The sequence below is a fragment of the Pseudanabaena minima str. Chao 2107 genome (genome assembly GCF_051131155.1).
GTDB lineage: Bacteria > Cyanobacteriota > Cyanobacteriia > Pseudanabaenales > Pseudanabaenaceae > Pseudanabaena > Pseudanabaena minima.
Map to the genome: position 1 here is coordinate 1,147,782 of NZ_CP159508.1, position 25,330 is coordinate 1,173,111.

18 protein-coding genes and 1 pseudogene are annotated in these 25,330 nt (G+C 42.6%); 11 read left to right on the forward strand and 8 right to left on the reverse strand.

The genetic code is table 11. From position 1 onward, the window contains the following. The first annotated feature begins 195 nt into the window (after window positions 1-195). Window positions 196-2,130: a tRNA uridine-5-carboxymethylaminomethyl(34) synthesis enzyme MnmG gene (gene mnmG / locus ABM313_RS04985; RefSeq protein ID WP_434686579.1), complete on the forward strand. Its 1,935-nt coding sequence runs from the start codon at window positions 196-198 to the stop codon at window positions 2,128-2,130. 49 nt (window positions 2,131-2,179) lie between these two features. Here mnmG and ABM313_RS04990 read toward each other — a convergent pair whose 3' ends face one another. Together ABM313_RS04990 and ABM313_RS04995 are read right to left on the reverse strand one after the other, a co-directional pair. After that, window positions 2,180-2,449 (reverse strand): type II toxin-antitoxin system RelE/ParE family toxin, encoded by a 270-nt coding sequence (locus ABM313_RS04990; protein ID WP_190576610.1) that lies wholly within the window; start codon window positions 2,447-2,449, stop codon window positions 2,180-2,182. Further along, the gene (locus ABM313_RS04995) at window positions 2,442-2,657 is read right to left on the reverse strand and encodes a hypothetical protein (protein ID WP_103669632.1); all 216 of its coding nucleotides are present in this window, start codon (window positions 2,655-2,657) and stop codon (window positions 2,442-2,444) included. Before ABM313_RS04995 ends, ABM313_RS04990 begins: the two co-directional genes overlap by 8 nt. A gap of 95 nt (window positions 2,658-2,752) precedes the next feature. Between ABM313_RS04995 and ABM313_RS05000 the strand changes: the two genes are divergently transcribed. Next, window positions 2,753-4,375 (forward strand): GUN4 domain-containing protein, encoded by a 1,623-nt coding sequence (locus ABM313_RS05000; RefSeq protein ID WP_434686580.1) that lies wholly within the window; start codon window positions 2,753-2,755, stop codon window positions 4,373-4,375. 651 nt (window positions 4,376-5,026) lie between these two features. Next, window positions 5,027-5,506: a transposase gene (locus tag ABM313_RS05005; protein ID WP_434686581.1), complete on the forward strand. Its 480-nt coding sequence runs from the start codon at window positions 5,027-5,029 to the stop codon at window positions 5,504-5,506. 325 nt (window positions 5,507-5,831) lie between these two features. Here ABM313_RS05005 and ABM313_RS05010 read toward each other — a convergent pair whose 3' ends face one another. From ABM313_RS05010 to ABM313_RS05030, 5 genes are all read right to left on the reverse strand, one after another. Next, window positions 5,832-7,223 (reverse strand): DUF3370 domain-containing protein, encoded by a 1,392-nt coding sequence (locus ABM313_RS05010; RefSeq protein WP_434686582.1) that lies wholly within the window; start codon window positions 7,221-7,223, stop codon window positions 5,832-5,834. 72 nt (window positions 7,224-7,295) lie between these two features. Further along, the gene (locus ABM313_RS05015) at window positions 7,296-7,793 is read right to left on the reverse strand and encodes a hypothetical protein (protein WP_434686583.1); all 498 of its coding nucleotides are present in this window, start codon (window positions 7,791-7,793) and stop codon (window positions 7,296-7,298) included. A 279-nt stretch (window positions 7,794-8,072) separates the two neighbouring features. Then, on the reverse strand, window positions 8,073-9,356 hold the full coding sequence (gene eno, locus ABM313_RS05020; RefSeq protein ID WP_434686584.1) for a phosphopyruvate hydratase: 1,284 nt from the start codon (window positions 9,354-9,356) through the stop codon (window positions 8,073-8,075). Window positions 9,357-9,857: 501 nt separating this feature from the next. Continuing rightward, a complete protein-coding gene (locus ABM313_RS05025) occupies window positions 9,858-10,538 on the reverse strand; it encodes an energy-coupling factor ABC transporter ATP-binding protein (protein ID WP_434686585.1) in 681 nt (226 codons plus the stop codon). Window positions 10,539-10,618: 80 nt separating this feature from the next. Next, window positions 10,619-10,876, reverse strand: coding sequence for a hypothetical protein (locus ABM313_RS05030; RefSeq protein WP_434686586.1), 258 nt, complete (start codon window positions 10,874-10,876; stop codon window positions 10,619-10,621). Between the two features lie 284 nt (window positions 10,877-11,160). Here ABM313_RS05030 and rodA point away from each other — a divergent pair, with 284 nt between their 5' ends. From rodA to ABM313_RS05050, 4 genes are all read left to right on the forward strand, one after another. Further along, window positions 11,161-12,417 (forward strand): rod shape-determining protein RodA, encoded by a 1,257-nt coding sequence (gene rodA, locus ABM313_RS05035; protein WP_434686587.1) that lies wholly within the window; start codon window positions 11,161-11,163, stop codon window positions 12,415-12,417. Window positions 12,418-12,598: 181 nt separating this feature from the next. Then, window positions 12,599-13,549, forward strand: a complete 951-nt coding sequence (gene mdh / locus ABM313_RS05040; RefSeq protein ID WP_434686588.1) for a malate dehydrogenase — start codon at window positions 12,599-12,601, stop codon at window positions 13,547-13,549. Window positions 13,550-14,451: 902 nt separating this feature from the next. Further along, a complete protein-coding gene (locus ABM313_RS05045) occupies window positions 14,452-16,377 on the forward strand; it encodes an AAA-like domain-containing protein (protein WP_434686589.1) in 1,926 nt (641 codons plus the stop codon). Between the two features lie 53 nt (window positions 16,378-16,430). Continuing rightward, on the forward strand, window positions 16,431-19,901 hold the full coding sequence (locus tag ABM313_RS05050) for an AAA-like domain-containing protein (RefSeq protein WP_434686590.1): 3,471 nt from the start codon (window positions 16,431-16,433) through the stop codon (window positions 19,899-19,901). A gap of 87 nt (window positions 19,902-19,988) precedes the next feature. On the opposite strand, the gene tkt is transcribed toward ABM313_RS05050, so the two are convergent. Continuing rightward, entirely contained in the window at window positions 19,989-21,992 is a 2,004-nt protein-coding gene (gene tkt / locus ABM313_RS05055; protein WP_434686591.1) for a transketolase, read from the reverse strand. Window positions 21,993-22,342: 350 nt separating this feature from the next. Here tkt and ABM313_RS05060 point away from each other — a divergent pair, with 350 nt between their 5' ends. The 4 genes and pseudogenes from ABM313_RS05060 (at window position 22,343) to ABM313_RS05075 (ending at window position 25,233) form a co-directional block, all read left to right on the forward strand. Continuing rightward, window positions 22,343-23,365 (forward strand): hypothetical protein, encoded by a 1,023-nt coding sequence (locus ABM313_RS05060; RefSeq protein WP_434686592.1) that lies wholly within the window; start codon window positions 22,343-22,345, stop codon window positions 23,363-23,365. Window positions 23,366-23,401: 36 nt separating this feature from the next. Next, window positions 23,402-24,541, forward strand: a complete 1,140-nt coding sequence (locus tag ABM313_RS05065) for a hypothetical protein (RefSeq protein ID WP_434686593.1) — start codon at window positions 23,402-23,404, stop codon at window positions 24,539-24,541. A 105-nt stretch (window positions 24,542-24,646) separates the two neighbouring features. Continuing rightward, window positions 24,647-24,868 (forward strand): annotated as a pseudogene (locus ABM313_RS05070) (tetratricopeptide repeat protein); the annotation flags it as partial. Window positions 24,869-25,086: 218 nt separating this feature from the next. Beyond that, on the forward strand, window positions 25,087-25,233 hold the full coding sequence (locus ABM313_RS05075) for a hypothetical protein (protein ID WP_434686594.1): 147 nt from the start codon (window positions 25,087-25,089) through the stop codon (window positions 25,231-25,233). The last annotated feature ends 97 nt before the right edge of the window (window positions 25,234-25,330 follow it).

The following is a 25,330-nucleotide window of genomic DNA, read 5'->3' on the forward strand; positions in this document are numbered from 1 at the left end:
CGCTTTCACCGATAAATTGTCCCTGCGGTGCGAGTTTAGGGCAAAGCATTCCCAAATTAAAATTATCTAAAAACTTATAGATTTCCGTGGGAATGCTAAGCCCATACAAGACGTAATCGTCATGGATCGCGAATAAGTTATGACACTAATGATTTTGGGCTAGAATACAGTTTTGTTGGTCTGGGCTGTCAAACAATGAGCGAGAATATACAGGGTGTAATCAATTCAGCTAATCAAGTTCAGTTTCTTGATGAATTTGAAGTTGTCGTCGTTGGTGCAGGACATGCAGGCTGTGAAGCCGCCCTCGCCTCGGCACGCATGGGCTGCAAAACCTTACTCCTCACCCTCAACCTCGATCGCATTGCATGGCAACCCTGTAACCCCGCCGTTGGTGGTCCCGCCAAATCGCAACTCGTCCATGAAGTCGATGCCCTCGGCGGCGAAATTGCCAAAATCACCGATCGCACCTATTTACAAAAACGTATCCTCAACAGTTCACGGGGACCCGCCGTCTGGGCATTGCGAGCGCAAACCGACAAGCGCGAATATGCTGCGGAAATGAAAGCTGTAGTTGAGAATGAGCCGAATCTCTCCGTGCGTGAAGGCACAGTAATTAACGTTTTGCTAGACCCTAACCAAGCAATTATTGGAGTCGAAACTCAGTTTGGTGTGGGCTATGCTTGCAAAGCCGTCATCCTGACCACAGGTACATTTCTCAATGGCAAAATCTGGGTGGGCAATCGCTCCATGTCCGCTGGTCGGGCTGGAGAATTCGCGGTCTCAGGACTTACAGAAACCCTCAATGCCTTGGGATTTGTCACCGATCGCCTCAAAACAGGCACACCAGCACGAGTCGATCGCCGCAGCGTGGACTATAGCAAAATGGAAGTGCAACCTTCGGATACTGAGCATAATTGGTTCAGCTTCGATCCGAGTGCATGGGTAGAACGAGAGCAAATGAATTGCTATTTAACTCGTACTACTGCCGAAACCCATAAAATTATTCGTGATAATTTGCATCTCACGCCCGTCTATGGCGGCTTTATCGATGCAAAGGGTCCGCGCTATTGTCCAAGCATCGAAGATAAAATTGTGCGTTTCGCCGATAAAGAGAGTCATCAAATTTTTATCGAGCCAGAAGGTCGGACGATCCCTGAACTCTATATTCAAGGCTTCTCAACGGGAATGCCTGAGAATATTCAATTGCAAATGCTGAGAACTCTCCCTGGACTCGAAAATTGTCATATGCTTCGTGCTGCCTATGCCGTCGAATACGACTATATTCCTGCGACTCAGTGCTATCCCACCTTGATGACCAAATTAATCGAAGGTCTATTTTGTGCGGGTCAAATTAATGGAACCACTGGTTACGAAGAAGCAGCGGCACAAGGGCTGATTGCGGGGATGAATGCGGCTCTATTTGCGAAGGGTAAAGAGATGGTGGTATTACCTCGCGCCAGTAGCTATATCGGTACGCTGATCGATGATCTCTGCACTAAGGAATTGCGTGAACCCTATCGCATGTTGACCAGTCGTTCCGAATATCGCTTGATTTTGCGATCAGATAACGCCGATCGCCGACTTACTCCGATTGGACGCGAGATTGGCTTGGTCGATGATCGTCGTTGGCAATTGTTCTGTGATAAGCAAGAGCGTGTTTATGCAGAAGTGGAGCGTCTGAATGGAACTCGCGTTAAGGAAAAGGATGAACTTGGGCAAAGAATCACCGCCGAAACAGGAGAAATAATTCGTGGTGCGATTACGCTTTCGGATCTATTGCGTCGTCCTAAGTTTAACTACGCGGAATTAATTCACTACGGTTTAGCCGATCCAAATTTGAATCGTTTTGAACGTCTGGCTGCGGAAATTGAAGTGAAGTATGTGGGCTATATCCAACGTCAAGAACATCAAATTGAGGAGGTTGCTAAGCATAGCGATCGCAAGTTGCCAACGGACATTGATTACAATGCGATCGAGACTCTTTCTAAGGAATCAAGAGAGAAGTTGAGTAAGATTCGTCCGATGACGATTGGACAGGCTAGCCGTATTGGTGGGGTGAATCCTGCGGATGTGAATGCGTTGCTGGTGTATTTAGAGATTCAACATCGGATTGCAGCGAAGACAAGATAATTAGTTTTAGCGATCGCCCTAAACACCATGACTCAAGAGTGCATTGAGTCTAATAAACATCATCATGAGTACCAAGATCGATTAACAAAACTTTGGTATCGGATAGAAATCTAAAAACTAATCTCTGCTCATAGTTGATGCTGATTGACCAAGAGCCTGCAAGATTTCCAACTAGGCTATGGGTTTTTAATGATGGATGAAATGGATCATTTTTGAACAGTTCAAGTTTTTGTTGAAATCGAGCAACGAGTTCAGGATGCTTTTTGCGCCATTTCTTTAAGATTCGCGCAAATGATTCATCCCAAGTTAGTTCAATCATCGCTAGAATCCATCATGAGATCTTCAATAGAACCTGTGCGAACTTTACCAAGTCGATAGTTTTCTTCGGCTTCTTGAATTCTTAAGGCAATTTGTTTTCTGCGTAGTTCGACCATTCTTTTTTGCAAGGTTTCGACTACAAATAGTTGATCTTCAAAGTCAAGAACCGATATAGCTTCTAAAATATTGCCGACTGTTAATGTTTGCATACAACTTGGATCAATTTTCAATGTTGTTACTTTACGATCATACCAATTTATTTTGATTAGTTTACAATGCTTGAAATGCGATCGCCCTAAGCACCATGACTCAAGAGCCAGAATCTCAACAAAATAGCAACGGTAAACGACGGATCAAGATTTATCGACGCACTTATGACTTGCCTGTACTCGGTGGCGAAAACTTAGACGAACTACAAAACGCGATCAAAAGTGGTAGCGAAGCATTGCAGCGTGGCTACATCATTAAAAAGGTACGTCAACAAGTGATGGTAGAGCAGAAAGGGGGCTTCTTAGGTATGAGTAAAAAGCTTGTACCGAAATTTATTGAAGAGACAGTAAAACAGGAATTAAAGTTTGAAGAAAGATTTCAACAACTTGATAGCCTCGTTAAAAATTACGATGCTGTTATTGCATCCCTAACTGAGCATCAAGATGATTATCAGGAATTTTTTGGGCAGTTAGCTGACGAGATCCGCGAAATTGTTACTCTTAAATGCCAAGAAATTGCCAGCGTGGAACAGGATCGTCTTGAAGTTGAACAGATCGCTCAAGCCGATTGGGACGATGACTTACTACAGATTACCGCTCAACAAAAGATTGAAATTTTAGAAACCGCTAAGACAATTGGCTATGCAGCGATCTTAATGCTCAAAAAGTTGGATCTGATGAGTCTTAGTTTAAATAAAATTGCTAACGATCAACAGACTCAAAAACAAGTCTTAGAAAGCATGGTTAAAAAGCTGTCAGGGCAGAAAAAAGCATATGAGGTACAATTAAAAATTAAACGTTTGCAAGATGAGGCAAAGGAGTTAGCTAATATAGCTCTCAATTTTGAAGACTATATGAAAAAGTTCATGGGTTCTTTTCAAACCTTGTTAGGTAACGTTGCTAACGTGGATAAGGAACTTTCTGGAGCAATGCAGGAGATTAAGCAGATTGCCGAAATGACGATGAATCAACAGTCTGCTACCTTACCAATGAATGATCGCTCTTCTCAAAAAATCCTTGATTTCCTTGTGGCTAGCGATCTGAAAAAGGAGCGTTTAATTGAAGCTTTAGAACAAGCCAAAAATTTGAATAGCCAAGTTGATTTTGATCAACAACTTAAAGATGCTTCTCCAAGTCTTTCTTTAGCTGATTGTTTAGACAATATCCAAACCTACGTTCAATTTGAACTAAAGCCGATCTTGAATGTCAGAGCAGAAAGAGAGAAACAAAAACAGGCTGAACAGGAAGCTAAATTAAAAAAGTTTCAGAAGCTGGAGAAGTATCTCAAAAATCAACAATGGTATGAGGCGGATCAGGAAACTTGGAAATTGATGCTCAAGGTAACGAATCGGGAGGAAAAAAGATATTTAGAGTTAGATAATATTAGAAATTTTCCTTGCGAGGATTTATTAACCTTAGATCGCCTGTGGGTGGAATATAGCAAGAAACATGGATTTGAGTTTGGCTTTAGTGTCCAGAAGCAGATTTATGTCGAGTGTGGTGGTAAGCTAGATTTTAGTTATCCTAGTAATGAGATTTGGGATAAATTTTGCGATCGCACTGCATGGAAAAGCGAGGGTATGTTGGTGAACTATCCCCAACCATTTTTTAAGAATAATTTAATGAATGTAAATGGACACCTCCCATGGATGGTGGATCGAGAGTGTCCGTTCATGATGACGCATCCGCTACATATTTTCTCGCATCAAGACTTGTGAAGTCTAAGGCATAAACGTTTCACACTTCTATTAACTTTTGTAAACAGACAATTAACTACGACATAATGCACCTTTCCAAGATCCGTTACCTGTCACCAGCCTCCTCACCATCACCACCATCATTTTCCGAAAATTTCTGGCAATCTGTTTTCGTAGAGGCAAAACATTCCCGCAGAAATTTATGATTTTGCAGATCCTCTCAAATCGGGAATGCTCTGCCCTAAGCCTCCAACATTGACCAAAATTTCTAAACCGCAGAGATAAATTATTCTTTACAGCAAAGAGGGTAGAGCATTTGCGTACAGAGATTTTCGTGATAATTTACAAATATCAGCGCAAATGCTCTACCCCTACATTTGTATTGTTCTGTGGTGATGTGTATTTGATGATTAATGCCACAATTTAAAACAACAAAATCATCGTAGGGGCAGAGCATTCCCGCAGAAATTTATGATTTTGTAGATCCTTTTAAATCGGGAATGCTCTGCCCTAAACCTCCAACATTCATCGATCATTCTCAAACCGCAGGGATAAATTATCGGTGACAGCCAAGAGGGTAGAGCATTTGCGTATAAAGATTTCGGTGATAATTTACAAATATTGGCGCAAATGCTCTACCCCTACATTTGCCATATTTGCCACATTTATTTTATGTCTTACAATCCTGAAATTCATCATCGGCGCTCTATCCGTTTGCAGGGATATGACTATACAAATGTAGGAATCTATTTTGTAACCATCTGTAGCTATCAAAGACAGCATTTATTTGGAACCATAGATAACGGAGAAATGAAAATAAATCTGGCTGGTCAAATTGTCTTTACGCTGTGGCAAAAGATTCCTCAACATTTTCCGAATGTACAGCTTGATGAATTTGTTTTGATGCCTGATCATCTGCATGGAATCGTTGTAATAGCAGAATCAAAAGATAAATTCTCGTTAGCTAATATTATCCAAAATTTTAAATCTGTTTCCTCTCGCAAAATTAATCGCATTAATAAAAACTATGGCGTATCAATTTGGCAGCGCAACTATTATGAAAGGATTGTAAGGAATGAAGAGGAATTAAACAATCAGCGCGAATATATCAAAAGTAATCCAGCTAATAGGGTATATCTCAATACCGAATAAATCAAAACAATGTTTTTATTCCCATAATTACTGTTGTTCTTGTAGGGGCAGAGCATTCCCGACACAATCTATCATTTTTCAGATCCGTCTAATTCGGGAATGCTCTGCCCAAAACCTTCGCGATGCATAACAATCTCCAAACCGCAGAAATAAATTATCGGTGACAGCCAATAGGGTAGAGCATTTGCAGATATAGATTGTAGTGGAGAGTTGAAAGAGAGTGGCGCAAATGCTCTACCCCTACAGCTTACAAATATTTTCCTTTTTCTCCCAAATATTGGTGGCGAAGCAAAGCCGCACCACCAATATTTAAACGATCGCTACTTTAAGGCGTAGTCGTCACCGTCAACACTTGCGGAGGAGTAGCATCCGCAGGATAGAGAAAATCAAACTGGACAACACGGCGATCGCTTGGTGGCATAGTTAATGTCACAAGAGACTTACCACGCTCACCACGACGCATCATCAAATGGACATAGCGCGTTTGTGCCAAGCCCCTGTCATCACGAAATCTCACCCTTACCGAACCACGGAAAAATACATCATCAGGAAGTGGTTCAAAAAATTGCAAACCACCAACTGGCTTGTCGTATTTGATCGGATTTTGGAATGAGAGAACGACGGTTTGGGTTTCACTGGTAGGGTTATGCAGAGGCATTGTCAAATTGTACTGCACACCATAATTGCCGTGAGCCGAATAAGCCGTATCAGGATAGCGAACCTTTAGTGGTGCTGTTTGTACTTGCCCCGTTCCCATCGTGCCATATTGCAAGAGACTTAAACCATAGGAATAGGATTCGCCACGTTTGGGAATGGCTAGATCATTACTATCTTTATCGGTCAAATTCCCAAACCATTGCGAACCTAGTTGCACACCAGCCACACGGCTATATTCAAATCTTCCTTCCGTCAAATCAGGTGGCGTAGGCACGACATCACGAGGTTTAGCTAGTTCTCCTTTTTTGAGAATCTCTTCCCATTCTTCAAGATTAGGAGCGCGTTCGGTTCCATCAGGATTAAGACGCGCATAGAGAGAGAGCGTCGCCACATAAACCTTGCCATCACTGCGTAACCTCGATAATCCCGATCGCCCATTTAAGGGCGGCTCTAATTCCTTGACAGGAATCGGCACATTCATTAACATGCGGCTTTCCTTTGGTGGAATTACAATCTGAGCAGGGAAAATATCCTGACGGCGACCTCGCAAAATGTCAAGCATGGCGCGATCGCCAGGACCACGATACACTTCGCCATTGTTATTCAAGGAGTAGCTAGGGGCATCGTAAAAAGGCGCATCGGGCTGACTGAGATAGCTAGCTCCCAGCAATATATCGACTTTGACAGGCTGATCGGTGGGATTATAGGCGATCGCGCCAATATACAAAGTTCTTAAGTCTTCTGGTGGTGGAGCTTTGGAAATATGGTGCGTAAATAAATCAAAGCGACCTTGAAAGGGAAAGTTTAAATGCGCTTTGGGATGAGCCATCCCTTCAGGTGGAAAAGCTGACAGCAAAATTCCTTCTGTTTGCACAATCTCAGGACTGTTGCTATTAAACATTGGTACATCGTCAAGTTGTCCCATAAGCGGACGCATTTCTTGGCGATCTAGAATAATTTGGCGTTGGTTGGCAGCTTGAGCAACTTTATTAGTGACAGTATGGCTGTTTACGGAGTTTGTTGTGGGTAAAACTGGGGTAATCGGAGTTAATAGCGACATTAAAAAAGCTGTCAACATAGGCTTGTAGCATCCAAAGATTGAAGCAAGTTTATCTAATAATCGCGATTATAACTAGCGTCCCGCACTAATCGCCATCATAAAAGCATCAGTAGTTGCCAGAGAAGCGATCGCAATGCCAATTCCTTGGGAGATCATCGCCTTTCGCAAAAACACTGTGCGTGCAGCCTTATAGCTCTGTAAATCCTCAATTTGCTGCATCCATGTAGCGGTAATTGCCGTTTGCAAGCTTTCATTTTTTTGCATCAACACTTCAGGAGAAAGCCCTGTAGTTGCGACTTTGCGAGGATATAGTCCCAATACAGCAAAGGCGATCGCGATCGCTAGAGCCACACATGCTGAAAGTTTGAGACTTAAATAGATAAAGTATAGGTTTTCCTGATCTGGTTTGACATAGATTTGAAAGGTAGAAGTAACACGCAAACCCAGCAATAATAATGCACTAATTTCCATAACCCCTGAGAGTTTTGTTCCTAGCGTATCGACTCCATGCTGAGCTTGCTCTAGGCAAAATTTAGTATATTCGTAGAGAAAACTTTGCTGTTCTTCCATACTTTTGTTGCTTTTACTTTTGTTTTTTTATGCGACCAGTTTATACCAAACCACAAAATGGCGGAGCCATTTTGTGGTTTTAAAACCCTTACTGGGTTTGGTTTTTAATTCACGAAAGTGTGGCTACACTTTCGTGAATTGTTATTATTTGCGCCCAAACCAAAAGATTTTTTGAAAGTGTTGCTTTGCAATACTTTCAAAAAATCTTTTGGTTTGAGTTTAAAGGGTTTTCCAAGCACAAAACGGCTTAGCCGTTTTGTGTTTTGGTATTACGATTACTTAGCGAGAAGGACCCAAACCAACAGCACCAGCGTAAACAGCTTGACTGCCAAGTTCTGCTTCAATCCTCAGCAAACGGTTGTACTTTGCAACGCGCTCACTACGGCATAGAGAACCTGTTTTGATTTGACCTGCACGAGTAGCGACAGCAAGATCGGCGATGGTTGTGTCTTCAGTCTCACCAGAACGATGGCTGATCACTGAGCGATAGCCATTCTTGTCAGCAGTGGCGATCGCTTCTAACGTCTCGGTTAAACTACCAATTTGATTGAGCTTAATCAAAATTGCACTAGCACAACCCTCACGAATACCACGTTCTAGACGGGTCTTATTAGTTACAAACAAATCATCGCCCACCAACTGCGTATTGGTGAGTTGATCGGTCATGGCTTTCCAGCTAGCCCATTGATCTTCTTCCAATCCATCTTCGATCGAGACGATTGGATATTTGGCAATCAAGCCTTCATAGTAGTTGACAAACTCTTGAGGAGAGAGAGTCTTGCCATCGATCACATAGTTACCATCTTTGAATAGCTCATTAGAGGCTACATCCAGCGCCAAAGCGACATCTTCACCTGGTTTGTAACCTGCTTTAGTTATTGCGTCAATGAGCAATTCTAGAGCTGCTTGGTTAGATTCAAGGTTAGGTGCAAATCCACCTTCATCACCTACAGCAGTTGACAAGCCTTTTTCATGGAGGATCGAGCTAAGCGCTGCGAATACTTCTGCACCATAGCGCAATGCTTCTTTAAAAGTTGGTGCGCCTACAGGCACGATCATGAATTCTTGAATATCCACGTTGTTATCCGCATGAGCACCACCGTTGATAACGTTCATGAGGGGAACTGGCAACACATTGGATAGAGGCGTTCCCAGATAGCGATATAGAGGCTGTCCAATCGCAGCCGATGCAGCTTTTGCTGTCGCCAGCGAAACTGCTAAGATAGCATTTGCGCCAATCTCGGATTTATTGGGCGATCCGTCCCGTTTGATCATGATCCGATCAACGAGTTCTTGATTGAGTGCGTCTACGCCGCGCAATTCAGGGAGGAGCTTTTCAGTAATGTTGCGAACTGCGATCAAAACCCCTTTACCGCCGTAGCGTTTTTTATCTCCATCCCGCAACTCATGGGCTTCAAAACTACCTGTAGATGCGCCACTGGGTACTTGGGCAAGACCAACTGCTCCATTTGCTAATTTAACTTCCGCTTCAACGGTTGGTTTGCCACGCGAATCGAGGATTTCTCGTGCTGCGATCGCAATGATTTCTGTGCCTTTAGTCACTTTAAGCAATTCCTTTGATGATTAAGTAAAGCTATTCGCAATAATCTTACAGTTTTGCGCTGTCTCATTTCTCAAATGTTAGGTCTTCATCAAAAAAATTGACAAAATTCACTTTTTGATGTTTTCTACAGCTCCAAGTTAAAAGAGAATGGCGGCGCGAAGCGCCGCCATTCTCTTTTAACTTGGAGAGCAAAGTTATGCAAGACACTGTAAGCTTAAGCTCAGATGTTACGTGGAAAGCTGAGATTGGGGCTTGATCTCCAAGCCCCTGCTTTACAAATATGTAGGGATTTGGTCTCCAAATCCTCTTTGAAGTACCTGTGCAAAATAAATTTCCAAAACCCGTAAAGTTGTGCCCCGCAGGGGCGCAACTTTACGGGTTTTGCTTTGTAATTAATTATGCCTAGCTACTTAAGATGACATACCTATCTTTGTTCTATGTAACATCAGTAAGAATCAATTTTTTGGTGATACGGCTTTGCCGTGCTACATCGTAGAACTCTAACTGCGTTCTATCAATACTTGTTTTAAACGCATGGGATCGCCTTGATCAATAACTTTGCCACGCTCTAATAAAAATGCACCATCAGCATAATCCAACTCATTTAACCGATGCGTAACCCATAGAGCCGTAAGATTTTTTTGTTTGACCAACTCGCGCACTGAAGCAACCAGATCGGTTTGGTTTTCGCCATCTAATAACGCCGTAGGTTCGTCTAGTAATAAAACTTCCGCGTGACGTGCGATCGCCCCTGCGATCGCCACCCGTTGCTTTTGACCACCACTGAGAGCATAGATGGGACGGCGGAGCATTTGCTCTAGATTCACCGCGCTCAGTGATTCTTTGACTCGATGTAAAGTTTCTATGTAGGAAAGATTTTCGGATGCTAAGCCAAAGGCAATATCTGCGCCTACCGTTGGCATTACTAATTGATGATCGGGATTTTGAAATACAAAGCCAACGCGAGAGCCGATCTCAATATCGCCAGAACTTGGTTTGAGTAAACTTGCTAGGAGCCTAAGCAAAGTCGATTTACCACTGCCGTTAGTACCCAACAGCATCCAAAATTCCCCTTTTGGCACAGATAAGGTGCAGCGATCGAGGACTGTTTCCCCTGAAGCCCATGCAAAGCTAAGATCGCGAACACTAATGGCGGTGGTTACAGATTGATCGGTGGGCATTGTTAATAGCAGATATGTACTTGTACAAAAAATTACTCAAACCCTTAGAGTTGCGCCCCGCAGGGGCGCAACTCTAAGGATTAGCCACGGATAAAGCCTGCGCCCATATTCGTAGAAGTCCCTGACTTTTCAGAAACCTGCACAGCCGAGATTTCGCTTGCAAGTACCGAGACTTTCTTGCCTTCTTGTTTTTCGCAGGTTAATTCCAAGACTTTGGTGTTACCGTCAGCGATCGCATTAGCGATTTCACGATAAAGCGCCTCAGCATTTTCTTGCTCCTTGCGCTGTACAGACAAAGCGATCGGATTATTTTTGAGGGTGATTTCAACTGTATACATCAGCATTGATTCGGTTGTCCTGCCTAGAAATGAAAGGTAGATAGAGTCGTTACAAGGTTTAGCGCAGATGCATTAGTGATTTGCATACCTGTTTATTACCTTCAGTATGCCATTGCATAGACAATCAAGGTTAGGTTTGTGCAGTAGAGCATCCCGTAATTGGAACAAAAAGATGAGTGGCGGCGCTTCGCGCCGCCACTCATCTTTTTGTTCCTAGCTATCTCTTGATGTAAATCTTGGAATTAAGATACATAATAAGAACTGATGCGAAATTAGCTGCGTTTATGATCGTAAAAGGTTTAGAACTACCCAACTGGGAAAATATTAAACGGGAGTGGCGTGATGCCGACCCTTTATTACTGATTTTCCCAATCCTATTGATGATTTTAGGTGGCGTTGCCATTTATAGTTCAGACTTTCGCTCGCAGCGCACTGAATGGTGGCAGCATTGGGTCACAGGATCAGTGGGGCTGGTTGCCATGTTTGCGATCGCTCGGTTTCACTACGATCAGTTATTGCGATTACATTGGATCACCTATGCCATCACCAATATCTCTTTGGTCTTGGTGATGATTATTGGGACAACGGCGCTTGGTGCAGAACGCTGGATTACGATCGGTGGGTTTAATATTCAGCCTTCAGAATTTGCCAAGGTCGGAATAATTATTTCCTTAGCTGCGGTGATGCACGATCGCCCGATCCAAAATCCGATTGATGCTTTTAAAGTAGCTTGGGTTACTGTACCACCTTGGGTATTGATCTTTTTACAACCGAACCTTGGTACGTCTTTGGTCTTCGCCGCGATTACGATTGGGATGCTCTATTGGGCAGGTGCAAGTTTGGGATGGTTGGTACTCATATTTTCGCCAATTGTGTCGGCAGTCCTATTTTCGCTTTATTTACCTGCTTGGATTGTTTGGGTAATCCTGATGGGTGTGGCGGCTTGGGTCTCATTGCCTTGGTTTCGGATTGTCAGTACGGTGATTGCGGTGGTAATCAATTTGGTGTCTGGACAAGCAGGGATTTTATTATGGAATATTCTCCACGATTATCAAAAAAAGCGCCTATTGTTATTTATCGACCCTAATCAAGATCCTCTCGGCGCTGGCTATCACGTCATCCAGTCCAAAATCGCGATCGGTGCAGGACAACTTTTGGGTCAGGGTTGGCTCAAGGGTACGCAAACTCAGCTAAATTTTATCCCTGAACAACATACTGACTTTATCTTTTCGGCGATCGGAGAGGAGTTTGGCTTTGCTGGTTGCCTCTGCGTTTTGTTGTTGTTTTTGGGCGTTTGTTGGCGCTTGCTGGTGGTTGCGGTAAATGCACGGGATAACTTTGGTTCGCTCTTGGCGATCGGTGTATTTTCTTTCATCCTATTTCAAACCTTTGTCAATATTGGCATGAATATTAATGTTGCACCAGTGACAGGAATTCCTTTGCCTTGGCTTAGTTATGGACGCTCGGCACTACTTGCTAATTTTATGGCGATCGGTTTGGTGGAGTCTGTGGCAGCCCATCGACGCACAATCAAATTCTAAAAGAAGAAGGCGCAAAGCGCCTTCTTCTTTTTTTTAGCTTTTATACCAAAACACAAAATGGCGTAGCCATTTTGTGTTTTTAAAACCCTTACAGGGTTTGGGTTTCAATTCACGAAAGTGTAGCCACACTTTCGTGAATTGGTATTACGCTTTAACTTTATCTAGACTCAGTTTCAAAATCATGCCGACAAAAATTCAAGATTATCGATCGCCTAAAGTTACCGTTATCGGTGCGGGCAATGTCGGCGGTATGCTCGCACAGCGCATTGCCAAGCAAAATTTGGCAGATGTGGTGTTATGCGATGTTGTTCAAGGAAAACCGCAGGGAATTGCCCTAGATCTTGCCCAAGCACATACCATCTCCAATCTCGATCGCCAAATTATTGGCTCTAACGACTATAACGACACCAAAGACACGGATGTCATCGTGATTACCGCAGGCTTACCACGCAAAGAAGGAATGAGTCGTAATGATCTGCTCAAAATCAATGCATCAATTATCAAGGAGGTGGTGCAGAAGGCGATCGCTCTATCGCCCAATGCAATTTTGCTGATTGTCACTAATCCTCTGGATGTGATGACCTATCTTGCATGGCAGGTAAGTGGGTTACCACCGCAGAGAGTAATTGGGATGGCAGGAGTGTTAGATGCCGCTAGATTTCAAACTTTTATTGCGATGGAATTAGGGATTTCCACAGCGGATATTTACACCACTGTTTTGGGTGGGCATGGAGATTTGATGCTGCCCTTGCCACGACTATCGACAGTAAATGGTGTCCCGATTACCGAGTTATTGTCAGAGGAGGCGATCTCTAGACTAGTAGAGCGAACTCGTAATGGTGGAGCCGAAATCGTCAAACTACTCCAAAATGGGAGTGCTTATTTTGCTCCATCGGCTGCTGCCTATGTAATGGTGGAGGCAATTATTAGCAATCGGCATCGAATTTATCCTGCGGCGGCGCATCTTACTGGTGAATATGGGTTAAAAGATATATTCATGGGTGTCCCAGTGCAAATAGGACGACAAGGTGTCGAAAAAGTGATCGAGCTGAAACTTACAGACGCTGAACTAGCAGCACTCCACGCATCAGCCTCATCGATCCAAGAAAATATTGATCTGTTGTGTAACTAACCTCAGTTCGGGTTAATTTTAAACTGGCTACTAGAAAGGGTTCGCGCTGCGAACTCTTTCTAGTAGCCAAAACAGTAAAAGTCTCGCAAAGCGAGACTTTTACTGTTTTGGCTTTTAAGATTTTGTAACTTATCCAGAACTCACGTTAACTATAGCTGTCTCCACTCGCGTTAGGACAAAATCAAAACTCAAGAAGAGAATTGCGGCGTGAAACGCCGCGATTCTCTTCTTGGGTTTTATGTACTAATCACTTGGCGACAACTATAGCAATCCTAAATGGTTTGTGGAGGGACACCCCTTCGGGGTGTCCTTCCACAAACCAAAAAAATCCACAAATGATATAGGACTGCTATATAAATCAAAATAAGGAAGATATAGCGCTTGTAAGATTTAGAGAATTGTGAGATTGCACCCCGAAGGGGTGCAATCTCACAATCTATTTAGGATTGCTATATGTCTCAATCAATTAAGTTTTGGGAATAGTGATTAGGACAAATACAAACAGGAAACTAGTTGTGCCTCAAAGCAGCGTAACTTGTCTTTTGTTTCTGCGTCCTAATTAAGATAGAAGTTAGCTATAATGCCAAACAGTGTTGCCATTTGGTATTTTTAAAACTCTTACTGAATTTGTTTCTTATAAATATATCCATGTCAGGACAAATCAAAACCTAAATAGTGTGAGATGGTTCTTTGCAATGGCTCACACTATTTGGGTCTTATGTCCTAACGAGAATGGCAACAGCTATAATTCACGAAAGTATAGCTACACTTTCGTGAATTGAGATAAAACAATTTTGATCGTGAGAATTAGATTCTGAAATCTAAAGAAGTTTTAATGAATTATAGTTAGCTGTATCATGGATGAGATTGTTAGTTAAAACTTAAAACTGATTGCAACCACCATGACCAATGCTGAAGCAATTCTTGCAGGCAGATATAAAATTGTAAAACCGCTTGGTGGTGGTGGTTTCGGGCAAACATTTTTAGCACGAGATTTGCAACTGCCAAATCAACCTGCTTGTGTCGTTAAGCAGCTCAAGCTGCAATTGCTTAAACCCCAAGAACTGGCGATCGCCAAACGACTATTTGAGAGCGAAGCAAAAACTTTGCATGAATTGGGGGTTCATGATCAGATCCCAAGGCTGTTCGCTCACTTTGAGCAAAATGGTGAATTTTATCTAGTGCAGGAGTTTGTCGAAGGGCAAACCTTGGAGGCTGAGATTGGTGCGGGAAAACAGTGGCAACAGGCAAAATTAATCTCTAGTTTGTACGATATTTTGCAAGTTCTTGCTTTTGTTCATAGCTGCCAAGTGATTCATCGCGATATTAAACCTGCTAACTTGATTCGTCGTCGTAGCGATCGCAAAATCGTCTTGATTGATTTTGGTGCAGTCAAAGCGATGAATCCAGATTCTTTAGAACACTTTATGCAAGATGAAAACCAGACTCGTAGTGTTGTGGTTGGCTCATTAGTGTATATGCCAAACGAACAATTAGCGGGTCAGCCAAAATTTTGTAGTGATGTCTATGCATTAGGGATAATGTGCCTACAGGCTATCACGGGGCTTTCCTTTAGAGAATTGCCGAAGGATAAGCAAACCAATGAATATAGCTGTGCCTTGGCTTGTGCTCAGGTCAACATTAAAATTAATTTAGGACTGGCGGCAATCATTGACAAAATGGTGCGATATGACTATCGCCAAAGATATCATGATGCAACAGAGGCTCTGCTGGCACTGGATAATCTTCTCCGCAATGCCAAGGCAGCCACAACTATTTCTAGATCTCCGCAACAACAGCAACAATTTCAGTTAGAAGAGCCTGAAGGGCAAATAGAACTGGGTTCTCATTTTTACATTCAGCGACCTCCTATTGAAAAAGATTGTCTCACAACTATGCTGCGAGCTGGCTCCCTAATTCGGATTAAAGCTCCCCGACAAATGGGAAAGTCATCTTTGCTATCACGCACTCTAGCCTATGCCAAGCATAAGGGCTATCAAGTTGCCCACTTATATTTTCAACAGGCAGATAGCGATATATTTGATGATCTAGATTTGTTTCTACAATGGTTTTGTGCCAGTATTGCTTCAGAACTGGATCTAGATGACAATTTAGAGCCTTACTGGCAAGGAGTTTTAGGTAGCAAAAACAAATGTACCAAATATTTTCAGCGTTATTTGTTGACAGCTACGGAATACCCCTTAGTCTTAGGACTAGATGAAGTAGATTTAATCTTTCAATATCCCAAAATTGCCTCTGATTTTTTTGGGTTGCTAAGAGCTTGGCATGAAAAGGCAAAGAATGAGGATATCTGGAAAAAGTTAAGATTAGTGATTGTTCATTCTAAGGAAGTCTATATTCCTTTAAATATTAATCAGTCACCTTTTAATGTCGGATTACCAATTGAATTGCCAGAATTAAATCTGTCCCAAATTGCTGATTTAGTGCGGAGACATCAACTAGATTGGCAACCTACTCAAGTAAAACAATTGATGTTGCTTACTGGCGGACATCCTTATTTGGTGAGGCAAGCACTCTACCAAATTGCAAGAGGTCGGATGAATTGGGACACTTTATTGCAATTGGCTCCTACCGAAGAGGGTATTTATGGTGATCATCTCCGCCGTCAACTAGGCAACTTAAAGGAAGATCCTGAGTTGCTGGAGGCTTATAAAGAACTAGTGCAAAGCGATCGCCCTTTGCAGTTAGATAGTCAAATATCCTTTAAATTGAGGAGTATTGGTTTAGTTAAGTTTGTCGGCAATCAGGTAGTTCCCATGTGTGATTTGTATTATCGATATTTTCAGCAAATTATGAGCAAAAACTAAAAGAAGAAAAAGGGTCAAGCCTTTTTTCTTCTTTTAGTTTTTATAGAAGGTGAATGATGATTGCAGAAAGAACTACAAATTCAAATTCAAATTATTTATATCAGGTTGGTGGCAGTCTATCTGTTGATGCGCCTACCTATGTGGCGCGACAAGCTGACACCGATCTCTATGAAAGCTTAAAATCTGGAGAATTTTGTTACGTTCTGAATTCGCGGCAGATGGGTAAGTCGAGTCTCCGAGTCCGCACAATGAAACGCTTGCAAGAAGAAAACTTTACCTGTGCAGCGATCGATATTACAGCGATCGGCACATCTGATATTACTCCAGAACAGTGGTATGCGGGGCTAATTGATAGCATTATCAGCAGTTTGGATTTGTATGATTCCTTTGATCTAGAGGATTGGTGGGAGCGGAACCGTTTGCTATCACCAGTACAGCGTTTTGGGAAGTTTCTTGATGAAGGATTGCTCAAAAAAATATCTTCGCCCGTAATTCTATTTGTTGATGAAATTGATAGTATTCTTAGTCTAAATTTTGCTGTTGATGATTTCTTTGCCCTAATTCGCGAATTATTTAATCGTCGCGCCGATCGCATTGCCTATAAGCGCCTTACCTTTGCACTATTTGGAGTAGCTACACCTGCGGATCTAATTCGTGATAAACAACGCACTCCCTTTAACATTGGTCGCGCGATCGAACTCAGAGGCTTTCAGTTAAAAGAAGCAAAGCCCTTAATGCGCGGCTTATTAACAAAATCGAAAAATCCCGTTGCTGTTCTCAAAGCAATCCTCGCCTATACAGGGGGACAACCATTTCTCACCCAAAAACTTTGTCAAATTATTCTGACCTCTTCAGAGACGATTCCTCTCAATCATGAACTTGTCTGGGTAAATAATTTAGTGCGATCGCGCTTAGTCGAAAACTGGGAAATACAGGATCAGCCCGAACACTTTAAAACAATTCGCGATCGCATCCTTTGGAGTAGTGAAAATCGACAGGGCAAATTGCTAGGACTATACCAACAAATTTTGAGGTCTGAACCATCTTTACATAAATTGGAATGTGGAATTATTGCCGATGATAGTCCTGAACAAACTGAGTTAAGAATTACAGGGCTAGTCGTTAAACGAGAAGGTAGGCTGAGGGTCTATAACCCTGTTTATGCAGCTATTTTCAATCAAAATTGGGTAAACCAAGCCCTAGCGAATTTACGTCCCTATGGTGAAGCATTTAAGGCTTGGATGGATTCTGACTACCAAGATAATTCACGATTGTTGCGTGGGCAAGCTTTGCAAGATGCTTTAGCATGGTCAGCAGATAAAAATCTAAGTAACCATGACTATCAATTCTTTTCGGCGAGTCAAGAACTAGAAAAGCGAGAAGTAGAAGTGGCTCTTTTTGCTCAAGCTGAGGCAAACCAAATTTTATCAGCAGCAAAACAAAGACTAGAGAAAACTCTAGTGGCGGAACAAGAAGCCAAGGTTAGGCTGGTGAAGATGCAGCAAAAACTGCACGCTAGTTTAATGCAAGCCGAAGTTGTTCTCAAAAGTGCTTCTGCTAAGGCAACATTTATCCTCAACCAGCAATTTGAAGCGCTCTTAGAGTCTATGGCAGCAGGACAGCAGTTACTGGACTTAGAAAACTCCACAGGCGAAAAAGCAAGTCTCCGAATGCATGGGATTACTGCTTTACATCAAACCGTTTACAATGTGCGCGAATATAATCACCTTACGGGACACCTCAACACTGTCACCTGTATTGCCATCGCGCCAAATGATCATCTCATTGCCTCAGGAAGCAGCGATCGCACCATTAAAATTTGGGACATAAAAGGCAACCTCAAACAAACCCTAAGTGGTCATACCAACTGGATTACGAGCCTAAGTTTTAGCCGCACTGGACAATATTTAGCTTCAGCGAGCCGTGACGGTACGATTAGGCTTTGGAAAATGGATCGGTTTACAAAATTATATATTGAGCAACCCATCCAGATCCTGAAGGATCATCAAGCGCCAGTCTTAGCAGTGAGATTTAGTCCTACTGATGCCATATTTGCATCCTGTGGTGAAGATGCCAAAGTTAGATTATGGCGCGATGATGGAACTGCATTTAACACCTTTACTGGTGGACATAGCAAATGGGTAACTTGTCTTTGTTTTAGTCCTGATGGAGCGCGAATAGTTACAGGTAGTGCCGATCAATTACTAATTATTTGGAATGTCAATGGAACTATTATAAGAACAATTAAAGCCCATGATAGATTTATTGAGAATGTTGATATTTCTCCATCTGGGCGAATTATAGCCTCTGTAAGTCGTGGTCATGATGCCAAACTTTGGAATATGGAAGGAAGTCTGATCGCCGATCTTGCAGGACATACTGATAAGGTTTTGGGAGTGAAGTTTCACCCTAATGGCAAATCTTTGGCTTCAGTTAGTAGAGATCGCACAGTTAAAATTTGGGATGTCAAAGGTAATTTATTGAAAACTTTGTTTGGACATAAAGGCAGTGTTCATAGTGTTAACTTTAATACTAATGGCAGTACTATAATCACGGGAAGTCAAGATACCACAATCAAGTTTTGGCGAACTAATGGTAACTTATTACCTTGTTTAGTTAGCCATACAGATGAAGTAAATTGCATTGCTTTTAGTGCTGACAGTCGGTTTATTGCCTCAGCTAGTAATGATTGTACGATTAAAATCTGGCTGCCTAATTCTCAATTGATTACATCTCTGGAAGGGCATAAAGAGAGTGTGAATAGTGTTTGTTTTAGTCCAGACAATCGATTTTTATTGTCTGTTAGTAGCGATCGCGCCATTAAAATTTGGAATTCCAAAGGAATTTTACTTAAAAGTATATACAACGAACATGAAGCCTCGATCTACAGTGTGGCTTATCGTAGTGATGGAGAGCTATTTGCGTCGGCTAGTGCTGATTGCACAGTCAAGTTATGGAGTAAAGAAGGGGAATGGATACATACATTAATTGGTCATGCTAATGCGGTATATCAAGTTGGTTTTAGTCCTGATGGCAATATGTTAGCGACAGCCAGCCAAGATAAAACAGTGAAAATATGGCATTGGGATGGAACGTTGTTACATACGTTGAATGGACATACAGGTGAGGTTTATAGTGTTTGCTTCAGCCCAGACAGTCAGACCGTTGCTAGTAGTAGTAAAGATGGCAGCATTAAATTATGGAATCTTGATGGCAAGTTATTAAAAAGCCTCAATGAACATAATGCTGAAGTTAGAAGTGTTTGCTTTAGTCCCGATGGTAATGCTTTGGTATCGGGTAGTAGCGATCGCACAGTTAAGATATGGAGTATTGATGGTAAAGAACTCTTAACTCTCCAAGGTCATCAATCACCAGTGAGAAGTGTTTGTTTCAGTCCTGATGGGGAAATGATTGCTTCAGCTAGTGCCAATAGTAAGATTATTTTATGGGATCTCAATTTGACTCATCTAATGGAATTGGGTAACAACTGGATTCAAGACTATTTGGAAACCCATGATCCTTGAAACAGTAGAGCCTGCACTTTGTGCAGGCTCTACTGGGTTTAGTTTTTAATTCGCGATAGTGTGTAGCCACACTATCGCGAATTAGGATTAACCGAGAACCTTACGTGCAGTTGCCACAACGTTATCAACGGTGAAGCCAAACTTTGCATAGCCAATCGGACCTGGAGCCGAAACGCCGAAGGTATCCATACCGATCGCTGCACCTTCAGAACCGATGTACTTGTGCCAGCCAAAAGTGCTACCAGCTTCAACACTGACGCGCTTCTTGACAGATGCAGGAAGTACGGATTCTTTGTACTCAGCCGATTGCTCGTTGAAGAGTTCTTGACAAGGCATAGATACTACGCGCACTGCCTTACCTTCTTCAGCGAGGATAGCGGCTGCCTTAGTTGCTAACTCAAGTTCTGAACCTGTAGCAATCAAGATCAGGTCAGGATTTGCCGCGTCAACAACGGTGTAAGCACCCTTCTTTGCACCTTCGATGGAAGTACCAGCGAGATTTTTAACGTTCTGACGAGTGAAAGCTAGGAAGCTAGGACGCTTACGGTTAGCGATCGCTACTTGGTAAGCAGCAACGGTTTCATTAGCATCCGCAGGACGGATAGTCAAGGAGTTAGGAATGACGCGCAAAGAAGCGAGGGTTTCGACGGGTTGGTGGGTGGGACCATCTTCACCAAGCATTACGGAGTCATGGGTGAGGATGTACAGTACACCGATTTCCGACAATGCCGAGAGACGCATTGCGCCACGCATATAGTCAGCGAAAACGAGGAAGGTTGCACCGTAAGGAATTGTGCCGCCGTGGAGGGACATTCCATTCAGGATTGCGCCCATTGCGTGTTCGCGAACGCCAAAGCGGAAGTTACGACCTTCGTAAGATCCATGTTGGAAGTCAGCTAGACCCTTAACATAGGTCATGTTGGAGTGAGCCAAGTCAGCCGAACCACCCAAAAATTCAGGAAGTACGGGAGAAAGTGCGTTCAAGCAAGCTTCTGAAAGCAAACGGGTAGAAGTTTCCTTTTGAGCAACAGGCTCAAGGGCTTTTTCCCAACCTTCAGGCAATTCGCCAGCCATGATCCGCTTGTATTCTGCAGCTTCCGCAGGATAAGCTTTTTCGTAAGCAGCAAAGCGCTCATTCCATTCAGCTTCAGCCTTAGCACCCTTATCGATCGCTTGACGGAAACGAGCAAGAGCATCGGCAGGAACATCAAAAGGTTCATGTGTCCAACCGAGGTTAGCGCGAGTTGCAGCAACTTCATCAGCACCAAGGGCTGCACCGTGAACGCCCGATGTACCAGCTTTCTTGGGAGAGCCATAACCGATGGTTGTAGTAACAACGAGCAAGCTAGGCTTGTCGGTGACAGATTTTGCTTCGGCAAGTGCCTTGGCGATCGCATCTAAGTCTTCGTTACCATCAGCAACCTTCACAACGTGCCAGCCGTAAGCTTCGTAACGCTTAGCGACATCTTCGGTAAAGGCGAGGTCGGTGCTGCCATCAATAGAAATGCTGTTGCTGTCATACATCATGATCAGCTTGCCGAGCTTGAGGTGACCACCCAAGGAAGCAGCTTCGGAAGCAATCCCTTCCATGTTGCAACCATCACCAAGGATCACATAGGTATAGTGATCGACAATATTGTGACCAGGCTTGTTAAAACGTGCAGCCAAATGTGCTTCAGCGATCGCCAAACCAACGGCATTGCCTACACCTTGACCGAGAGGACCTGTGGTGACTTCTACACCTGCTGTTTCAAAGTTTTCAGGGTGTCCAGGGGTAGGGCTACCCAATTGACGGAAATTTTTAATATCTTCGATGCTTACGCTGTCATAGCCTGTGAGATGTAGCAAAGAATATTGCAACATACAGCCATGTCCTGCGGACAAGACAAAGCGATCGCGATCAACCCACTTAGGATTTTTGGGATTAAATTTTAAAAACTGATCGAACAGCACAAAAGCCATTGGTGCTGCGCCCATCGGCAGACCGGGGTGACCAGATTTTGCCTTTTCGACCGCATCGATCGATAAAAAGCGGATGGAGTTAATGCAGAGTGTCTCAAGAGTTTGAGGTTTCGAGGGTGCAGCGACCATAGTTACAATTGCTTTAAAAATTTGTACGCATTCAGGTACATTTTCCCTCAAAACTGTCCCAATACAATAACAAATTTTAATATTTGGTATCGTCTGACTCAATTTGTCCCTTAAAAATTAGTTACAAGCATCTCGAAATTCTGTCTCTAAGTAGCTGGGCGAAATTAAATATAAAACCTAAAAACCTGTGGCGCACGAGCAGCGTGCACCACAGGTTTTTAATATGGGGGTTAATTATGTTCAGCTACTTAGAGATATTTAAGAAAAATCTGCAACAAAAATGTAAACCTGTCAGTCTTTCCAACTCACCGCGATTCTTATTGCATTAAGGTTAACTCTGTATGAATTTCATGCAAATAATTACGCTAGCGCTCTGTTTGCTACCGATCGCGGGTATAGCTGAAGCCGTTACGCCTGTCACTGCGATCGCACAATGCTCAACTAACGAGTTCAAGAGCTTTTTTGAGCAGTTTGTACATGATTCTGCGGGGAGAGAGCAATATATTTCGTCAGAAGTCCAAATTCGTGACTATCAAGATCCGAGTTTGCTAGTGATGACGATCGGTGACAAAAATTATATGGATTTTAGGATTGGGGCAATCGGTAATAGATATGTTTATCTTGATCCTTCTGCAAAATTTCGCGGCAATGATGAGCTGTTAAAGAAGCGATTAAAATTAGACTTTCAAAAAATTGATGCTAAAACATTTCGCGTAAATTATATTAGAGCCGATTTTATTAACGACAGGAAAGATAGAGATGGAAATCTAGTTAGAACCTATGGAAACCCAGAAGCCTATATTTTTGAGCATCGTGACGGATGTTGGTATCTATCCCAATCGTTAAGACAGTATAGATCATGGAAAGAGTCTAAAGAGAACAAATTATTTACTAAGATTCTTCGGACTTCTACTCGCATAAAACTTGATAACGGTGAATTTGTGTATATGGGGAAGGATGATCATACATTTTCTCACGATCTCATCGTAACTGCTTATACGGATTTGCTTTACTACAAAAAACTTGATGCTCAATTTGGATATGTGGAGTCAGACAGACGGAATCGTTGGCGTGAATGGAATATACTTCATGAAGCTGTCTCAAAAGAACTTATGAGGTTTTATTCGACTCTGCAATGCTCAAGCAAAGAGCTTGCTGTTGTGCCTAGATTTGATGACTATGATGATTCCTCAGGTAAATATGGCAGCCAATCGCTCGATCGCATAGCCAAGGCAATTGCTGAATATCATGCCTTGCATTCCGACCTGCATTTGAGTCCAGAAGCATTAAAAAATCGATGGTTAGAGATTCGCAAAAAGATATCGATCAACCCAAATGATGCTTGTTCGATTCTTGGCAAGATTCATTCATGATTTTTTCTATTAAAACTGAGTTAGGTATTTAGCATCATGAAAAATTGGAAATTTGTTTACTATCCCTCAGCGATCGCAACAGGGATTCTTACTGGTCTCATTGGATTAACCGTTATTGGCTGTTCGAGTCCTACTAACCCAACTGTACAGGAATTGCCACAGTCTCAGACTAATTCCGCAATCTCAAATGCACAGAAAGAAAATCAATCTCCAACTGACGAAACCATTAATAACAAAGGTACAGCAAAGCCTCCAGTTACCCTCATAAACTCAACCAATAAATCTCAAGATTTACCACTCCGAAAAGGAATGACCTATAGCGAAGCGCGTCAAATCATTCTTGAACAAGGCTGGAAACCTAATCCAAATGTTGAAAGCAACTTGAGAAGTACTGTAGTCAAAGCCATATTTGATAGCGGATATGTAGAAGTTAACGATTGCTCTGGCACAGGAGAAGCGCCATGTCGATATGAGTTTGTTAATCAAAATGGTGAGATGCTATATGTCGTTACAGCAGGTCGTGATAGTTTACTCAGAAATTGGTGGATTGAGCAAAAGTCGCCAAAACCAACAGAATCCGCGATCGCCAGCTATCAGGGATTGATTCCTGATGGCTGGATCGTGGAGCAGCAGACTCGCGGTGATCTGAATGGCGATGGAAAGTTAGATATGGTCTTAAAGCTCATTCAATCGGGAACTGATGCCGATAGAGAGCGAGCGCTACAGGTTTTAATGGTAACTCCATCAGGTTGGCAAGAGCTTGCCTTTGCGCCTAGGTTGTTGCTTTGCGCTAGCTGTGGCGGAGTGATGGGGACAGAGGATGGCTCACATATAAAAGTGGAAATTAATGATGGCATTTTAGTTGTGGAGCAATTGCGGGGTAGTCGGGAAGCCATGCAGATCACTCATCGTTTTTGGATTGATCGCGATTCTCGAGAGCTAGTTCGTATTGGCGAAGATATCAATCCCTACGATCGAGCTAATGGCAATCAAATTACTGATAGTCGAAATTTCTTAACTGGGAAGCGGCTGGTTGTGGAGTCGAGAGGGAAGTTGAGCAATAGCCAATCCCCCCTCCGCAGTTTTGAAACAAAGGTGTCCCGACAGCTACAAAATATTGAGTCTATTAATATCGAAGAGGTCAGCAATAGCGCCATTCCTTTACCATCGGATTAATTAGATTCATTGCGCCTAAATTTTTTCTGTATTATTTCAATTTTCAACAAACTGTAACCAAAACAAAAAAAAGCCAAATCAAAAGCAGGGAAGTATGCCTCAGGGGATACACAAGTTGCGATCGCTGACTACACAACATCAATTCGGCTCAATCCTAGAAATGCTTATGCTTACTTCAATCGTGGCTTTATCAACAAGCAAAGGGGCGACAAGCAAAAAGCATTATCAGATTTCCAAGAGGCTGCAAGGCTATATAAACTGCAAGGAAATACGACATGGTTTAACAACGCCCTAAAAAGAATTCGGGAACTAGGAGGTAGTCTGTAGACAGGGCAAGCCATTTGCGCCGCGCTTCGCGCGGCGCAAATGGCTATCTCTTTCATTGCTATAAAAAACTGTGTTGAAACTCAAATAATTGTTACAGCATCTTAAAAATTAGGGATCGATGACAATTTAGGTATTAGGATATACATAGTTAGGAAGTATAGACAAACCAACCTAACTGTTGAGTAAGTTCTTTAAATATTCCTTTGAGGGTGATAGTTATGAACGGTCTAGCTCGCAAATTAACGGACATGGTGGAATATTTAAGCGATGCGATTGCTAAAATTTTCACCCCCAACAAAGATGATTTCCCCGCCACTGGCGTACAACCCTACAAAGGCGATCCTGCCTCTGAAAGTTCTAAGTAAAACCTAAAAACTGATTTTGTTGTTTTCAAAAAAATATAAGGGAATGCTTTGCGTTCCCTTATATTTTTTTGGTGTATTGTTTATGCAGCGCATTGCG

What these genes read in the sequence shown, in the direction of transcription:
- mnmG (WP_434686579.1), top strand. Translation starts at nt 196, where the DNA reads ATGAGCGAGAATATACAGGGTGTAATCAATTCAGCTAATCAAGTTCAG.
- ABM313_RS04990 (WP_190576610.1), bottom strand. Translation starts at nt 2,449, where the DNA reads ATGATTGAACTAACTTGGGATGAATCATTTGCGCGAATCTTAAAGAAA.
- ABM313_RS04995 (WP_103669632.1), bottom strand. Translation starts at nt 2,657, where the DNA reads ATGCAAACATTAACAGTCGGCAATATTTTAGAAGCTATATCGGTTCTT.
- ABM313_RS05000 (WP_434686580.1), top strand. Translation starts at nt 2,753, where the DNA reads ATGACTCAAGAGCCAGAATCTCAACAAAATAGCAACGGTAAACGACGG.
- ABM313_RS05005 (WP_434686581.1), top strand. Translation starts at nt 5,027, where the DNA reads ATGTCTTACAATCCTGAAATTCATCATCGGCGCTCTATCCGTTTGCAG.
- ABM313_RS05010 (WP_434686582.1), bottom strand. Translation starts at nt 7,223, where the DNA reads ATGTCGCTATTAACTCCGATTACCCCAGTTTTACCCACAACAAACTCC.
- ABM313_RS05015 (WP_434686583.1), bottom strand. Translation starts at nt 7,793, where the DNA reads ATGGAAGAACAGCAAAGTTTTCTCTACGAATATACTAAATTTTGCCTA.
- ABM313_RS05025 (WP_434686585.1), bottom strand. Translation starts at nt 10,538, where the DNA reads ATGCCCACCGATCAATCTGTAACCACCGCCATTAGTGTTCGCGATCTT.
- ABM313_RS05030 (WP_434686586.1), bottom strand. Translation starts at nt 10,876, where the DNA reads ATGTATACAGTTGAAATCACCCTCAAAAATAATCCGATCGCTTTGTCT.
- rodA (WP_434686587.1), top strand. Translation starts at nt 11,161, where the DNA reads ATGATCGTAAAAGGTTTAGAACTACCCAACTGGGAAAATATTAAACGG.
- mdh (WP_434686588.1), top strand. Translation starts at nt 12,599, where the DNA reads ATGCCGACAAAAATTCAAGATTATCGATCGCCTAAAGTTACCGTTATC.
- ABM313_RS05045 (WP_434686589.1), top strand. Translation starts at nt 14,452, where the DNA reads ATGACCAATGCTGAAGCAATTCTTGCAGGCAGATATAAAATTGTAAAA.
- ABM313_RS05050 (WP_434686590.1), top strand. Translation starts at nt 16,431, where the DNA reads ATGATGATTGCAGAAAGAACTACAAATTCAAATTCAAATTATTTATAT.
- tkt (WP_434686591.1), bottom strand. Translation starts at nt 21,992, where the DNA reads ATGGTCGCTGCACCCTCGAAACCTCAAACTCTTGAGACACTCTGCATT.
- ABM313_RS05060 (WP_434686592.1), top strand. Translation starts at nt 22,343, where the DNA reads ATGCAAATAATTACGCTAGCGCTCTGTTTGCTACCGATCGCGGGTATA.
- ABM313_RS05065 (WP_434686593.1), top strand. Translation starts at nt 23,402, where the DNA reads ATGAAAAATTGGAAATTTGTTTACTATCCCTCAGCGATCGCAACAGGG.
- ABM313_RS05075 (WP_434686594.1), top strand. Translation starts at nt 25,087, where the DNA reads ATGAACGGTCTAGCTCGCAAATTAACGGACATGGTGGAATATTTAAGC.